The 16662-nt window shown below is 53.5% G+C and carries 11 protein-coding genes; 1 reads left to right on the top strand and 10 read right to left on the bottom strand.

All coding sequences use genetic code 11. The features are described from left to right. Positions 1-18: 18 nt before the first annotated feature. Positions 19-975: a GNAT family N-acetyltransferase gene (locus GYMC10_RS04770; RefSeq protein ID WP_012819104.1), complete on the bottom strand. Its 957-nt coding sequence runs from the start codon at positions 973-975 to the stop codon at positions 19-21. Positions 976-1285: 310 nt separating this feature from the next. After that, the gene (locus GYMC10_RS04765; RefSeq protein ID WP_012819103.1) at positions 1286-2431 is read right to left on the bottom strand and encodes a serine hydrolase domain-containing protein; all 1146 of its coding nucleotides are present in this window, start codon (positions 2429-2431) and stop codon (positions 1286-1288) included. A 439-nt stretch (positions 2432-2870) separates the two neighbouring features. Here GYMC10_RS04765 and GYMC10_RS04760 point away from each other — a divergent pair, with 439 nt between their 5' ends. After that, complete coding sequence (locus tag GYMC10_RS04760) at positions 2871-5012, top strand: alpha-amylase family glycosyl hydrolase (RefSeq protein WP_012819102.1); 2142 nt, start codon at positions 2871-2873, stop codon at positions 5010-5012. A gap of 499 nt (positions 5013-5511) precedes the next feature. Here the strand turns inward: GYMC10_RS04760 and GYMC10_RS04755 are convergent, their stop codons facing one another. The 8 genes from GYMC10_RS04755 to purM all read right to left on the bottom strand — a co-directional run bounded on the left by GYMC10_RS04755 (position 5512) and on the right by purM (position 16623). Continuing rightward, positions 5512-7548 (bottom strand): methyl-accepting chemotaxis protein, encoded by a 2037-nt coding sequence (locus GYMC10_RS04755; protein ID WP_012819101.1) that lies wholly within the window; start codon positions 7546-7548, stop codon positions 5512-5514. A 133-nt stretch (positions 7549-7681) separates the two neighbouring features. After that, the gene (locus GYMC10_RS04750) at positions 7682-8524 is read right to left on the bottom strand and encodes a sugar ABC transporter permease (protein WP_009592355.1); all 843 of its coding nucleotides are present in this window, start codon (positions 8522-8524) and stop codon (positions 7682-7684) included. Then, positions 8524-9837 carry a sugar ABC transporter permease gene (locus GYMC10_RS04745; protein WP_009592315.1) on the bottom strand — a complete coding sequence of 438 codons (1314 nt, stop codon included), beginning with the start codon at positions 9835-9837 and terminating at the stop codon, positions 8524-8526. Before GYMC10_RS04745 ends, GYMC10_RS04750 begins: the two co-directional genes overlap by 1 nt. 97 nt (positions 9838-9934) lie before the next feature. Further along, entirely contained in the window at positions 9935-11245 is a 1311-nt protein-coding gene (locus tag GYMC10_RS04740; RefSeq protein ID WP_009592303.1) for a maltose ABC transporter substrate-binding protein, read from the bottom strand. Between the two features lie 541 nt (positions 11246-11786). Further along, positions 11787-13055 (bottom strand): phosphoribosylamine--glycine ligase, encoded by a 1269-nt coding sequence (gene purD, locus GYMC10_RS04735; protein ID WP_012819100.1) that lies wholly within the window; start codon positions 13053-13055, stop codon positions 11787-11789. A gap of 215 nt (positions 13056-13270) precedes the next feature. After that, positions 13271-14818 (bottom strand): bifunctional phosphoribosylaminoimidazolecarboxamide formyltransferase/IMP cyclohydrolase, encoded by a 1548-nt coding sequence (gene purH, locus GYMC10_RS04730; RefSeq protein WP_012819099.1) that lies wholly within the window; start codon positions 14816-14818, stop codon positions 13271-13273. Positions 14819-14971: 153 nt separating this feature from the next. Further along, positions 14972-15583: a phosphoribosylglycinamide formyltransferase gene (gene purN / locus GYMC10_RS04725; RefSeq protein ID WP_012819098.1), complete on the bottom strand. Its 612-nt coding sequence runs from the start codon at positions 15581-15583 to the stop codon at positions 14972-14974. Continuing rightward, positions 15583-16623, bottom strand: a complete 1041-nt coding sequence (gene purM / locus GYMC10_RS04720) for a phosphoribosylformylglycinamidine cyclo-ligase (protein WP_012819097.1) — start codon at positions 16621-16623, stop codon at positions 15583-15585. Before purM ends, purN begins: the two co-directional genes overlap by 1 nt. Positions 16624-16662 lie beyond the last annotated feature (39 nt).

The raw sequence follows: 16662 nt of genomic DNA, 5'->3' as shown, positions 1-16662 counted from the left end.
CCATGTAGTCGAAGCTATCTATTGAAGCGGCTTGCTCATAATATCGAACCGGCGCGTCACGTCGAAGCCGGCTTTGCGGTACAGATGGCCTGCGGGACTCTGCTCGCCCGTCCAGAGGAACCAGGCACCGTGAAGTCCTTGAGCACGCATAAGGGCAAGGCAGTCATACAAGAGAATTTTTCCGAGACCCTTCCCTTGCATCGACGGATCCACGCCAAACGGACCGAATCGTTCAGCTACGCCCTCATATCCGCCATGCAGGCAGAAGCCCACCAGCTTCCCTTGATCGCGCGCGATCAGAATCTGATCCGTTGTTAATCGCTGCAGCAATCCTTCGCGAATCGCCCGGCCCCAATCCGGGTTAAACACGTCCGTCGCGAACTCGATCAGCTCCACTAGATCGCCGTCCTGAGCCGGCTTGAAAGCAAAGCCTTCATGCTCCCGCTGCCGCTTCAGCTCCGCAACCTCCGGCGGCATATGGAAACCAACCAGGGAGCGGTCCATCGCAACCGCCGTGTAATTGCGGGTAAACCCGCTGGCCGCAAGCCATGCCAAGCCCTCCGGATAGCGCTCCCCATCAATGCCCGGAACGATATAATTCGGGGCATACGAGGAGAAAAAGACTTTGCTGCGCCCATGATGACGAAGATAATCTTCGCCTTCCTGCAGCAACCGCGACGCGACCCCCGATCTTCGAACCGATGGATCGGTATAGAAGAAGGTGATCCAGCCGTGATCCGGGTCCAGCTCGGTACCGATCATCGGCAATCTCCGGCGCACCGCATACAGGACGCCCACTATGCGGCCCTCCTGCTCCGCGATCCGCAGTCCCTGCGGATCAAAGTTCGGGTCGAGCAGCACCAGATTTCGAAAACGAAGCCGGGTGACGGGATCTCCCGGCAGACAGGCGTTCCACAGAGCCGTTATCCCTTCCTCGTCTCCAGGCCGGTAAGACCTGTAGGTTAAACTCGCCATTGCGTTATCCCTCCTTATAGTCGTAAATCTTGGATCGGCAGCGATTGCCGCTTAACGGCATGCGACCGGTTGATCTCCACTCACCAATCCTCCAGGCTGGACGGAATATCTATGCAGCAGCTACCATAACTGTACCGACATCAGGTGGTGTTGCTTAATGTCCATCCGGCGTTAGCTCGGCTTCGGATTGCTGCCGCTGCGGAATCGAACGACACATATTTTGTACATCGTGCGCACTGCTCTCTATGCAAACGGTACGTCAGTCGGGGCATGCTTGGATGGCTGGACAACCATATGCCGTATTCCAGTCTTACCATGACACGGCTCCCTTCAAAGCGTTGTGGACCTGTGCGCGCAGCTGAGCCACGCTGCTGCTTCGCCCCCCATATACGCGGTTGGTCAGCAGAACGACCGCAAGATCAGACTCGGGATCGATCCACAGGCTGGTTCCGGTAAAGCCGGTATGCCCGTAACAGTATGGGCTCATCCAATCTCCCGAGGCGTCCATCTTATCCCCTTTCAGCACCCATCCCAAACCACGGCTCGAGCCCTGAATATGACTCGTATGGGGACGGGTGGCCGTAGCCGCCGCAGCCCGAGATAGGAGCCTCGGTTCGCCGGCTTTCGCCTTCGCAGCTTCCACCGCCGGAACCGCGCCCTGTGCAAGCCACATTCGGGCATACTGCAGCAGGTCCCCTGCCGTGGCAAACAATCCCGCATGGCCGCACACGCCGCCCAAAGCCCGCGCCTTCTCGTCATGGACGATCCCGCACAGATGATCCTGGATGGATTCATCATGCTCCGTTGCGGCATAACGGTGCGCCTGACCCGGCGAAGGAGTCAGCGTTGCGTGATGCATGCCCAGCGGATCCGCCACCCATCGCTTAAACGCTTGGTCCAAGGGCAGTTCGAGCGACCGTTCTATGATGCGACCAAGCGTCAGATATCCCAAGTCGCTGTAAATCACTTCGGTATTCGGCTTGGCTGCAAGCGGCGCTGAAAAAACGGCATCCCACATCTGCTCCCTGTCCCAGCCATGGGAATGCAGGTTCATATCCGCCTGGAGCCCGGAAGTATGCGTCAGCAGCTGGCCTACCGTTATCTCTTCTTTGCCTGCCGTTCCGAATGAAGGCAGCATATCGCTCGCTTTTGTGCTCAAGGTCAGAACTCCATCATCGATCAATTGCAGAATCAACGGGAGCGTGACCGCCACCTTGGTCAAGGATGCACAGTCGTACAACGTATCCTCGCTAACAGGCACAGGCTGGCCCTGCACCGGATTAGGATTGGCATAACCTGCTGTGTAGAACCATGTCCTGCCTTCATGCAGAACGCCCAGTACGGCACCCGGCATCGTACCCGCGGCTATTTCGCGTTCAATGGCGGCGCACGCCGCTCTCACTCCCTTGATTCCCAAGCCCAGCTGCTCTGCACCGGCCTTCACATGAGTCTCCACTGAACTTCCCCTCCTTTGCTTCCAGGCCTTGAGTTGGATCAACTGAACAACAAACACGCCATTTTGCATGAACATAATCTTCAAATTGTAAACGCTTGCTAAACCTATTATATGGCCTGTAAAATTTTGTTTCAATAATAAATAAGAACTATAAAATTTAATTTCATGTCATAAAATATTAATTTCCTTTTATTTGGATATTACATATTGACACCTGAATGCGCTTTCATTTACAATATTGTTGAAATCAAACACTCGCATAATTTAAGGGCCATGCATTCTATCACCGCACACCCGGTATGGAACAACCCCGGTTTCTCTTCAGGAGATGCCGGGGTTTTTTGTTGCCCTATCTTTGGTACAGGAGGTGATTCCCCGCAGCTTCGGTTTGCTCATTGAACCACCCCCCATTCAATAACTGTTACATAGGAGGAATACGATGAAAAAATTCTACAAACTGACAACCGCCCTTGCCCTTAGCTTGTCCCTGGCGCTGAGCTTGCTCGGCCCAGCCCATGCAGCTCCGGATACCTCTGTATCCAACAAGCAAAATTTCAGCACGGATGTCATTTATCAAATCTTTACGGACCGTTTCTCCGACGGCAATCCTGCCAACAACCCGACCGGCCCGGCCTTTGACGGTACCTGCACCAACCTGCGGCTGTACTGCGGCGGCGACTGGCAAGGGATCATCAACAAAATCAACGACGGCTACCTGACCGGCATGGGCGTTACCGCCATCTGGATCTCCCAGCCGGTCGAGAACATCTACAGCGTCATCAACTATTCCGGCGTGAACAACACCGCATACCACGGCTATTGGGCTAGAGACTTCAAAAAAACGAACCCGGCGTATGGCACAATCGCCGACTTCCAGAATCTCATCGCTGCCGCCCATGCCAAGAACATCAAAGTCATCATCGACTTCGCGCCGAACCACACGTCTCCCGCTTCCTCGGACCAGCCGTCGTTCGCGGAGAACGGCAAGCTGTACAACAACGGCACCCTCCTCGGCGGATACACGGGCGATACGCAGAATTTGTTCCATCATAACGGGGGAACCGATTTCTCGACGACAGAGAACGGGATTTACAAAAACCTGTACGATCTTGCCGATCTGAACCACAACAACAGCACGGTGGATACCTACCTGAAGGATGCCATTAAAATGTGGCTTGATCTAGGCATTGACGGCATTCGGATGGATGCGGTAAAACATATGCCGTTCGGCTGGCAGAAGAGCTTCATGGCCACCGTCAACAATTACAAGCCGGTCTTCACCTTCGGCGAATGGTTCCTCGGGGTGAACGAAGTGAGTGCCGAGAACCATAAGTTCGCCAATGAATCCGGCATGAGCCTGCTGGATTTCCGTTTCGCGCAGAAGGTTCGCCAGGTATTCAGGGACAACACCGACAATATGTACGGACTGAAATCCATGCTGGAGGGCTCTGCAGCCGATTACCTCCAGGTGGAGGATCAGGTCACGTTCATCGATAACCATGACATGGAACGTTTCCACAATAACAGCGCCAACCGCCGGAAGCTGGAGCAAGCGCTCGCCTTCACGCTCACTTCCCGCGGCGTGCCAGCCATCTATTATGGAACCGAGCAATACATGTCCGGCGGGAACGATCCCGACAACCGGGCCCGAATTCCTTCTTTCTCTACCTCGACTACGGCTTATCAGGTAATTAAAAAGCTGGCGCCTCTGCGCAAATCCAATCCGGCCATTGCCTATGGAACGACGCAGGAGCGCTGGATCAACAACGACGTGCTGATCTACGAGCGCAAGTTCGGCAACAACGTGGCCGTCATCGCCGTCAACCGCAACGTGAACACGCCGGCTTCCATTACGGGATTGGTAACCTCACTGCCGGCCGGCAGCTACACCGACGTGCTGGGCGGCCTCCTGAACGGTAACAGCCTGACCGTCGGCTCCGGCGGATCCGCTTCCAACTTTACGCTGGCAGCGGGCGGTACGGCCGTATGGCAGTACACCACGGCCGTGACTACGCCAACCATCGGGCACGTAGGACCGATGATGGCTAAACCGGGCGCAACCGTCACCATTGACGGCCGCGGTTTCGGAGCAACCAAAGGCACGGTATACTTTGGCACGACGGCAGTTACCGGCGCTAACATTACGGCTTGGGAAGACATGCAGATCAAAGTGAAAATCCCTGCCGTTGCCGGAGGCATATATAACATCAAAATCACCAACAGCGCCGGTGTTTCAAGCAATGTGCATGACAACTTCGAAGTGCTGACAGGGGATCAAGTCAGCGTGCGCTTTGTGGTGAACAACGCCACCACCGCGCTCGGCCAGAACGTGTACCTGGCAGGCAGCGTAAGCGAGCTCGGCAACTGGGACCCGGCCAAAGCCATCGGTCCGTTGTACAACCAGGTCATCTACCAATACCCAACCTGGTACTATGACGTCAGCGTTCCCGCCGGCAAAACCATCGAATTCAAATTCCTGAAAAAACAGGGCTCGACGGTAACATGGGAAGGCGGCTCGAACCATACCTTCACCGCACCAACGAGCGGCACGGCCACCATTAACGTAAACTGGCAGCCATAAGTACAAGAACATCTAGCTCTTATAGAAGAGCGGCACCTAAACAAAACCAGCTCCGGAGATGATCCCGGAGCTGGTTTTTATTCATGCAGTTCATAATTCCAGCAGGCAGTAGCTCGTTACGCACAAAGCACCTCAACATTTCCTCTGCACTGCATGAGCGATTCCCAAAGGGAGAGCGTGCTCAGCAGGCAGTAACTCACCAAGCAGATGGGGCAAAACTCAATGATCCTGTACTTGCGCTCCCGAGTAACACACCACCAGCAAAAAAGCCGATGAAGATGTTCCCCTTCATCGGCTTTTTTCCATCCCCCAACTATAGCGTAAATGGTTGTTCGCAAAGCACGACTTAGCGGAGAGGACGAATCGATTCCGGAAAAACGATAGTGGTCGCCTTTGCCCCCGATTTTCTACCGAAAAATCAACGTTCAAAGAAAATTGGGGGCAACAGCGATTGGAGGAACGATACGTACTCGCAGCGTCTCACTATAGAGAAAACCATTTACGTCCTAAACATCACCAAAGACTTACGCAAGCCCTCCGACAGCTCCTCCAATCGCGACGACAGGCCGACCAGCTTCTCGCTCACCTTGAACTGCTCGGACGACATCGAAGCGACCTCCTCCGTGGCGGCGCTGGTTTCCTGGACAATCGAGCTCGCCTCCGAGATGGAGTCGGTCAGCGCCAGCTGGGAATCGATCAGAACCTCCACCGCATGGGTAGACTCGCTGATCTCGGTTAAGAGCGCATCCATCTCGTGACGCACGTTATCAAAGACGCCCTGAGCTTCCTGCACCGAATGCAGCTGCTCGTCAAAGAGCGGCGATGCCGACGTCAAAGCATCCACGGAGCCCTGCACCTCGTGCCGAATGTCCAGAATCATCGCGCCTACGGTCTGGATCGACTCCTTGGAACGATCCGCGAGGCTCCGCACTTCATTGGCAACCACCATGAAGCCGCTGCCTGCCGCTCCGGCGCGGGCCGCTTCAATCGTCGCGTTAATGGACAGCACGTTGGTCTGATGCGTGATCTCCGACATCAGCTCCAATATTTTGTGAATCGATGCGGTATTATCCTTCAGCTTCTCCGCATTCTGGACGATCGCCCGGTTCACCTGGTTAATCCGCGTCGATTTCTCCACCAGGCTGTCCATATGCTGCGCACCTTCCCCCGTTACCCGGAGCACGCGATCCGCCGCGGCCGCAATCACCTGATTCGTATCGGACACCTTGCTCATCCGGACGCCGATGTTCTCGGCCAGCTGGTTCTCGCGTTCGGCCTCCATGGCCAGGCTTCCGCTTCCCTGGGCAATCTGTTCCATGGCGGCCGCGATTTCGCCGGCCGTAAGCGACGTTCCTCTTGAGGCTTCGGCCAATTCCTCGGCCGTAACCAGCACTTCCTTCGCCGACGCATTCGTCTGATCGACCAAAGCGGAGATTTGCCCCATCATCCGGTTGAAGCTCTGACCCAGACGGCCAATCTCATCGGCACGGCGGAATTCCGTCCGCACCCTTAAGTTCCCCTGCTCTCCCTCTTCCATCAGGCTGCACATCTGGTTCAGCGGTCGGCCGACGGTACGCATCATATAGTAGCCGATCAGAACAGCAACCAGAACCGCTGCCACAATGACCGCAAGCGTCACGGCAAGCAATTTGTCAGTGGCCTGCACGAAATCGCTAACGGGAGCAAAGCCGACCATATGCCATGGGGCAGTCTTCAAAGGCGTATATACCACCATCTGCTCGTCGGCGGTATAATAGATCCCCCCTTCCTCGGCATCTGAAGGAACCGTAATGACGGACGGCAGCATCAGCTGGGCCGGGTCCATGTCGTGCACGATCCGGTTATCCTCGGCCACGATCCGCATCTGTCCGTTATTCCCTATTTTTAGATTCGCCAGCACCTCGCCGACCGCCTCATCCTTGACATCCATCAGCAGGACGTACTGCGCATTCGGATTTTTCAGGTTTTTCAGCAATCTCCCCATCGTCATGGTGGCGGTATTCTCATTCTCCATAAAACCCTTGATCTCTGTCGGGAACCATACCGGTTCGCCATCGGCCTGAATAATCCGGTCGATCTTCGCCTTCACCCCGTCCGAAGAAGACATTCCGGAATAGCCCGTGGAGTTATAGGAGCTTTGAGCCTGAAGATTGGGCGCGACCAGACGCATGCCCTGCAGACGTTTATCCGAAGATGCCATCCCGTTCAGCTTCTCACGGATCCGGTTCTCGGCCTGGGTTTTGTCCCGAATGCCGATATCCGCCGTGCTGACCGTCACCAGATCTTCGCGAAGCACCGTGTCCAGCGCCCACTGGCGAGAGGCGGCTTCATACTGGGCTAACAGAAAATCCAGCTTGTCCGCCGCCTGCTTCATCTGCCCCGAGGTCGCTTCGGATACCTGATCCATTACCGTGTCCTTGGAGATCGAATACGACAATAACCCCAGCGCCGAAGATAACAGCACGATCGTTGTAAAAAAGATAACAAACAGCTTCATGCCGACCGCCTTGAATTGAAAACGCTTTGTCATGTTCATGTTATGTACCCCCTGATTGCATGCATACATGCAAAAAGACACAGCAAGGCAATTACCGGCTGTGTCTCTTCGCTGTTCTCTCTATCTATGTGTCTTATGATGAAATCGTGTGTTTGGCTATCCGTTTGTTGGCTTACCCTTTGCTTGCGCCGGCCGTCATGCCGTCGACCAGCAAACGCTGCAGGAACACAAACAGCAGGGTGATCGGCAGTGCGATCAGCACCGATGCCGCCGCGAATAACGTAAAGTTGCTGTCCTGGGTGGAGTTGACGAGATCCCACAGACCGACGGCAAGCGTCCAGTTTTCCTTCGTCCGGAGCACGAGCCGGGCGAAGATAAAGTCTACCCATGGGCCGACGAACAGCGTCAGGCCCATATACGTGATCATCGGCTTCGACAACGGCAGAATGATTTTGCGGAAGATCTGGAAGTTGGTGGCTCCGTCAATCTTCGCCGCTTCATCCAAGCTTCGCGGTATCGTATCCAGGAAACCCTTCATGATGAGGGTTCCGCCAAGCGGCGCCCCGGCCGCATACACGATGATCATCGCGGCATGCGTATTCAGCAGGTCGAGGGAGTTCAACAGGATATACAGGGCGATCATGCTCATGAAGCCCGGGAACATCCCCAGCACGAGAATGACCGATAGCGCATTCTGACGGCCTTTGAACCGGAAGCGGGATACCGCATAACTAGTAAGCAGGACAAGAATGGTCCCGATAATCATGGAGAACACCGCAATTTTCAACGTGTTCATGTACCATGTGCCAAACAGGAAGCTTTGGGACGTAAACAGCTCTTTATAATGACTGAGCGTGAAGGATTCTGGAATCAAGGATTTGCTGTACAACGACTTTCCGGGACGGAAAGAGGCCAGAACAATCCAGAGCGCCGGGTAAATACAGCCGATCGCGATGATGACAAGCGTGATGTAGCTTGCCGTCAGGCGGATCGCGTTTCTCATTTTAATTCCCATTATTGGATCATATCCTCCTCTTTGAATGATCTGGTACGACGATAATTGTAAATCGAGAAGGTCGCAATAATCATGAAGATGATAATACCGATGGCCGATGCCATGCTGTAACGCTGCTGATCCAGCGTCAGTTTATAGAGCCAGGTGACGAGCAGGTCCGTCGCTCCCGCGTATTGATAGTCGCCCACCACCGGGTTACCGTTCGTCAGGAGGAAAATCAAGTTAAAGTTGTTGATGTTACCGGCAAATTGCGTAATCAGCACCGGTGCCGTCGAGAACAAAATCATCGGCAGGGTAATGATCTTGAACTTCTGGAAGCCGGTCGCTCCATCCACGTCCGCCGCTTCATAGAGATCCTTCGGAATCGTGGTCAGAACGCTCATCACGAGAAGCATGGATACAGGGATACCGACCCACATATTAACGACAATAACGGTCACTTTAGCCCAGACCGGATCGGTCAGCCAAGGCAGTCCTTCCAAACCGAAGTACCTTAAATACTGGTTGATCGGGCCGAACTGTCCGTTAAACATATTACGCATGACAAGCAGCGAGATCAGCTGCGGGATCGCATATGGAATGATCAGGATGACGCGCCATACGCCTTTGAAGCGAATTCCTTTTTGTTGGATAAGCAGCGCCACGAGCACGCCGCCGAAATACGTGGTAACCGTTGCGAGCACCGCCCAGATGATCGTCCAGGTCAGAACTCCGAAAAAGGTGTGGCTCCACGATTTTAGTGCAACGAGATTGGTAAAGGTTTTGAAGCCAACCCAATCCACCAGGCTTGCAGGCGGCAGATTGTTTGGAGCGGAATAGTTCGTAAACGCCAGCAGGACCATGAAGATGATCGGCATGACCGTAAAAAACAAAATACCGATTGCCGGCAGTGTCAGGAAAGATTGCGCAAATTTCCATTCGAAAATATAGTAAAGGGTCTGTCTGAAATTGTTGGGCGTTACACCCTTTTCCCTTAGTTTTCCAGCGTTATATGCGTTTTTGATATTGGCATAGTAGCCAATAAGAAAGAGCGCAAACATAATTAAGGTGATAAGTCCTTCAATCAGGAGATTGATGGAATGGTCACCCGCTACCATTTGGGTCAAGCCGTTGACTTTTTCTAAATGGCTCCCCTGTTCTCCCAATGTTACCATTCCCCAGATGGCATCACCCAGGTTGTTAATGAAGTAATACAGACTGAATACGCCTACGATAAGTAAAATAACGCCTTTGATCCATTGCCGATTGTAAAGCTGACCCAGACCCATGCAGATGGCTGATAATACGGCCGCTGTGATACGATGTTGACGCATGCTCCCTCCATTCTCCTCTCCGTATAATCGAGGAATCACCCGCCGGTTGTTCGGCGGGTGAACTTCTTCATCTGTCTCGTATTATATAAGAACGCTATTACTCGCCAGCTCCACCACTGTTGAGGTCTTTCACTTGAGTTACAGCTTTATCCAGCGTTTCTTTCACGTCTTTGTTGTTGTCCCAGATCTCAGCCAGCGCAGCGCCTACAGGAGACCATACGTTAGCCATTTCTGGAACGGATGGCATCGGTTGGGAAGATTTGAACTGCTCCGTGAATGCCGATACATACTCGTCGTTCTTGATTTGATCGTCTTCTTGAGCTTCGTTGTTGGTCGGAACCGAACCAACCAATGCGCTCAATTGCAATTGTGCTTCTTTGGACGTTGCGAAGTCGGCGAACAGACGAGCTGCTTGCGGATACTTCGTGAACGAGCTTACGTACCAAGCTTTGATACCGGAGAACGATACGGCAGGCTGACCGCCGATCGTCGGGATTGGAGCAACGCCGAGCTTGTCGCCAAGCGCTTCTTTGTATCCGCCAAGCTCCCATGGTCCGTTAATGTCCATCGCCAGATCGCCGGCCGTGAACAATCCGCGTTTGATATCAGGCGTAATATCGCCGGATTTAACCGGAAGGATTTCCTTAAGGCTTGCATATACTTCCATGCTCTTCACTGCGCCTTCGTTGTTCAAGCCGATATCGTTGACGTCGGCACCGCCGTTACCGAAGATGTATCCACCGTTGGAAGCAAGGAACGGATAAGCGAAGTACAGGTTGCCTGTCTCGAACATGAATCCATACTTGTTCTTGGATTTGTCGGTGAAGGTTTTGCTGAATTCGATAACCTCTTCCATCGTTGTCGGAACTTCTTTTACCAAGTCCTTGTTGTAGTACATCAGGTAAGTTTCCGCAGCGCGAGGGTATCCGTACAGAACGCCGTCATAGCTTACGCCTTGGATGGCAGCTTCCGTGTTGTTGCTTTTCGTTTTTTCTTCATAAAAATCGTTAGGCAGAACCAGGTTTGTCGCTACGGCTTTACCCAGGTTATCGTGAGGGAACAGTACGACGTCGGCAGCCAAGCCGGATGGTCCGTCTTGCGCAAGCTTGGTTACTTGATCAGTTGGGGACAATTCTTCAATGGTCACTTCAACGCCGTATTTCTCGGTAAATTCTTTGGCGACCGCATCGGTGTAAGCTCTTTCGTCCCGGCTTTCCCATACGACCAATTTCGCGCCTTCTTCTGGCTTAAGTTCCTGTGTCTCTGTATTTTCGGCCGGCGTTTCCTGTGCTGGCGGAGTCTCAGCAGGTGCCTCCGTAGCTGGAGCGGCCGTATTTCCTCCGCACGCTGTAATGGAGAACGCCAACGTGAAGGTTGCAGCTAGCGTAAGTAACTTCTTCATCTTCATTCCATGATTACCCCTCTCAATAAATGATCAGAAAATGTTGGAAATCTGCGCAAACGATTTCAGAAAATTTTCAGCGTCTCTTTTTCTATGTAGCATCTGGCGAGATACTTAGGAAAAATCTCGTTGAGAAAGCGCTTCATTCACTGAAAACATCATACAACATTTAATATCGAATGTAAAAACGTTTGCACAGATCATTTTTCCCCGTTTTAGGCATATAATCTTCTATTACCTTCGGTATTCACTGTATTTCGTAAGTTATCATAAAAATAGTTGTGCAGATACTGTGCAATCCGGTCATTCTGCACGTTATTTGAGACAAGAAGCCATCATAAATGCCTGCTTGTTGAACAAACGTTTGCACAATAGTGGGAAATAGAAACAGATGTGCCCGGGTCTGCCATGAGCGGATCTTGCCTCTAAGCTTGGCTTCCCCATGCATTTCCGATAACAGCAAGAAAGGACTACCGCTTGTGATCTTTAGAAACCGATCTGCGGCAGTCCTTTATTTTTACGTATGGTTGTTAGTGAATGAGCTTGCTTATTGCAGTGCTTTCAGTGCAATATCCGTCCGGTTAAACTTGCCTTCGAACGCAATCGCTTCTGCCCGTTCATAGGCTTTCGCGCGTGCCGCAGCGATATCTGCGCCTAAACCGACAACGCCCAGGACACGTCCCCCGTTCGTTCTCCAGGTTCCATCAGCATCACGAGAAGTGCCCGCGTGAAATACGATCGTCCCGTCCTGCTCATTGTCCAGACCAGTGATCGCGATTCCTTTCGGATACGATGCAGGGTAACCGCCGGAAGCCAAAATGACGCATACGGCTGCTTCATCGCCCCACTCCAACTCAAGATCAGCCAGGGTTCCGTTCACGGCAGCAAGGAAAACGTCAAGCAGATCGGTCTTCAGGCGCGGCAATACAACCTGCGCTTCCGGATCGCCGAATCTGGCATTGAATTCAATGGTCTTCGGTCTGCCGTCCGGCGTGATCATCAATCCGGCAAACAGAACGCCGCGGAACGGACGTCCTTCGGCAACCATCGCTTTTGCCGTAGGCTTGATGATCGTCTCAATGGCCTCTTCGATGATGGACGGCTGAATATGAGGCAATGGAGAATACGTTCCCATTCCTCCGGTATTTGGCCCCTGGTCCCCGTCATAGGCCGGCTTGTGATCCTGCGCGGCTGACATCGGCTTCACGGTTTCTCCGTCCACAAAGGCGAGGATCGACATTTCCTGGCCTTCCAGGAACTCCTCGATAACTACGCGGCTTCCGGCATCGCCAAACACCTTCGATTGCATGATGTCGCTGAGTGCCTGCTCGGCTTCCTCGATGGTCCGCGCAACGGTAACGCCCTTGCCTGCTGCGAGCCCGTCCGCTTTCACGACGATCGGCGCGCCTTGCTGGCGCAAGTAAGCAAGCGCCTCTTCGTAATTGTCGAACTTCGCGTAAGCCGCTGTCGGTATGCTATATTTATTGAGCAGATCCTTCATGAAGGTTTTGCTGCCCTCGATTTCGGCCGCGTTTTTGCGCGGACCGAATACCGGGATACCCGTAGCGTCAAACGCATCCACGATGCCTTCCGCCAGCGGATCATCCGGACCGACAACAATGAGACCCACCTGCTTCTCTACGGCGAAAGCCGCCAGCTTATCAAATTCCGATACCGCAATCGGCACGTTTTCGGCCAGCTGCCCGATTCCGGCATTGCCCGGCGCACAGTAAATGGTGCCTGCTTTCGGGCTCTTTGCCAGTGCCCATACGATGGCATGCTCTCTTCCGCCGCCTCCGATAACCAAAATATCCATGGTTTACCCCTCCCGAATCATTTCATATTGCCCGCGATATCGTTTCACCACATGAAATCATTTACGGGGCAAAGCGATAAGTCGACCTTTCGCCCCTTAAACGTAAAGGCGGCGCGCGCTAAGCGCGGCGTCGCCTCTATATGTTGCTGAATCAAAGGTGATCCTTCAGCAGCAGCCTGACGGCTGTAGCAAAGCTCCCTTTATATGCTCATGAATTAGTGCTTGAAATGTCTCACGCCGGTAAAGACCATGGCGATCCCGTATTCGTTGGCAGCCTTAATGGATTCCTCATCCTTAATGGAGCCGCCCGGCTGAATGATGGCGGTAATGCCGGCTTTCGCCGCAAGCTCCACCGTATCGCCCATTGGGAAGAAGGCATCGGAAGCGAGAACCGCGCCTTTGGCTTTCTCTCCCGCCTGCTCCACCGCAATGCGCGCGGAACCGACACGGTTCATTTGACCTGCGCCTACGCCAACGGTCATGTCGTCAGCCGCCAATATGATTGCGTTCGACTTGACGTGCTTAACCACCTTCCAGCCGAAGAGCAGCTGCTTCAGCTCGGCTTCGGTCGGCTCGCGGTCCGTCACGACCTTCAGGTCAGCCGCATCGAGGGAATGCACATCGCTTTCCTGCACGATCATGCCGCCTTCGATGGTTGTTACGGCAAGCGTGCTTTGGCGCTCCTTGGCCGAGCCGAACTCGCCCATCTTCAGCAGACGGATGTTTTTCTTTTTCGTCAGAATCTCCAGTGCCTCCGGCGTGAAGTCCGGTGCCAGGATAATTTCAAGGAAAATATCCTTCAGCAGATCGGCCGTCGGAGCGTCAATCGTCCGGTTTGCGGCCACGATGCCGCCGAAGATGGACGTCGGATCCGCATTGTAAGCTTTTTGATAAGCTTCCAATACATTCGTCCCGATGCCGACGCCGCAAGGATTCATATGCTTCACGGCCACCACGGTCGGCTCGTCGAATTCCTTCACGATCTGCAGAGCCGCGTTTGCGTCATTGATATTGTTGTAGGAGAGCTCTTTGCCGTGCAGCTGCTCGGCGGTCGTCAACGTTCCCGCAGGAGCCAGCGGCTTCCGGTAAAATGCCGCCTTTTGATGCGGATTTTCGCCATAGCGAAGATCCTGGATCTTCTCGTAGGTGACGCTAAAGCGCTCAGGAAGCGGATCCCCTGTCACATTCGACAAATAATCGGAAATGAGCGTATCGTAGGCAGCCGTATGACGGAATACCTTGGCTGCAAGGCGCTTCCGGGTTTCCAGCGTCGTATCGCCGCCGCCGCGGATTTCCTCGATCACGCTGCCGTAATCCGCCGCATCGACAACCACGCTCACAAAAGCATGGTTTTTCGCAGCCGAACGCAGCATCGTCGGCCCGCCGATGTCGATATTTTCGATCGCGTCTTCATACTCGACATCCGGCTTCGCGATCGTTTCCTGGAACGGGTACAGGTTCACCACGACCAGATCGATGTAATCGAGGCCCAGCTCCTGCATTTGACGCTGATGCTCCTTGCTGTCGCGAATGGCAAGCAAGCCGCTGTGCACCGCTGGATGAAGGGTTTTGACGCGTCCGTCCAGAATTTCCGGGAATCCGGTCACATCGGAAATGCCGATGACAGGAACGCCTTCTTTTGCAAGGAGATTCTTCGTCCCTCCTGTCGAAATGATCTCTACACCCAATGAAGACAACTCGCGGCAAAATTCCACGACGCCGGTTTTGTCCGACACGCTGACCAAAGCTCTTTTGATACCCACGTTCATACCCCCTATTTTGAATGAAAATCTACTAAGTTAGGCCTGTCTTGATACCGTAGATGCTGTCGAAGATCCATAATTGCAAATTATTTCCCGAGAAATATCGAACATGTCGATTCACTGTAAGACCTTGTCCGCTTTTATTACAAAAGCCTATTGGGCAATCGTCACATTCCGCCCGTTCAGCGAAATCCGCCCCTGGGCAAACCAGGAAACGACTTCAGAGTATAACTTCTGCTCCACGGCGTGAATGCGTTCTGCCAGCGTTTCCGCCGTATCGCCGTCCTTGATTTCAACGGCCTTCTGAGCGATAACCGGCCCGGTATCCATGCCGCCATCCACGAAATGCACCGTGACGCCGGTCATCTTCACGCCATACGCAAGCGCTTGGCCGATCGCGTCTTTGCCTGGAAAAGCAGGCAGGAGCGAAGGATGAATATTGATAATCCGTCCGTTATAGAACTCGACAAAGGAAGGACTCAATAGCCGCATATATCCTGCAAGGACAATTAATTCGACACCGCGCTGCTGAAGCTCTGCCGCAATTTCCCGTTCGTAATCTTCCTTTGAGGCATATTCCTTCGGCTGAAAGGCGAATACATCCACATTCGCTGCTTTAGCCAGCTCCACTACGGGAGCCTGAGGCTTGTCGCATACCAGAATGCTGATCTCGCCACCCATGGCTCCGCTTTGCTGCGCATCGACCAAAGCCTGAAAGTTGCTGCCTCTTCCGGAAGCGAACACCGCCATCCGAAACGCTCTCATTACACCTCAGCTCCCGTGAAGGTTACGATGCGCTCGCCTTCGGTCACGCGGCCGATCGCATAAGCCTCTTCGCCTGCGGAGCGGAGGAATTGAAGCACCCCGTCTGCATCCTGCTCCTTAACGACAAGCACCATGCCGATCCCCATATTAAATGTCGTAAACATGTCCTTGTTCGAAATGTCGCCTTTTTCCTGCATCAGCTTAAAAATCGGCAGAATCGGCCAAGAGCCGTATTCGATATCGACGTTGACGCCATCCGGCAGCATGCGCGGAATATTTTCGATAAATCCGCCACCCGTGATATGCGCCATGCCCTTTACTTCGATCTCTTTCAGCAGTTCGAGCAGCGGCTTCACATAAATCTTGGTTGGTGCGAGCAGTACGTCGCCAAGACGTCCGCCCAGTTCCGGGAGTTCCTGCTGCAGCGAGTAGCCGGCATCCTCCAGAAGCAGCTTGCGGACGAGCGAGAAGCCGTTGCTGTGCACGCCGCTGGATGCTAAGCCAATCACCGTGTCGCCTGCCGCGATATTCGACCCGTTGATCATTTTGCTTTTGTCGACAATGCCCACGGTAAAGCCCGCGATGTCATACTCGCCTTCGCTGTACATGCCCGGCATCTCCGCCGTCTCCCCGCCGATCAGGGAACAGCCCGCTTGATTGCATCCGTCGGCGATCCCTTTGACGATGGATTCGATTTTGGACGGAATGACCTTGTCGCACGCTAAATAGTCGAGAAAAAAGAGCGGTTCTGCGCCCTGCACCACGATATCGTTCACGCACATCGCTACCGCATCGATGCCGATGGTATCATGTTGGTCCATCGCGAATGCAAGCTTCAGCTTTGTGCCGACGCCATCCGTGCCTGAGACGAGTACCGGCTCTTCATATTGGTCTTTATTCAGCTTGAACAGTGCGCCAAAACCACCGAGGTCCGTCATGACTTCCGGTCTGAAAGTCGTTTTGACATGCTTTTTCATCCGCTCTACCGCTTCGTTGCCTGCAGCGATATCCACGCCTGCTTGTTTGTAAGTATCAGACACGCGCTCAACACTCCTTTTTCGTTATGACGAAAGTATCAG

Source organism: Paenibacillus sp. Y412MC10 (assembly GCF_000024685.1).
Lineage (GTDB): Bacteria > Bacillota > Bacilli > Paenibacillales > Paenibacillaceae > Paenibacillus_AQ > Paenibacillus_AQ lautus_A.
Note: the sequence above shows the minus strand (reverse complement) of the source record. Positions and strands in the feature narration are given on the sequence as shown.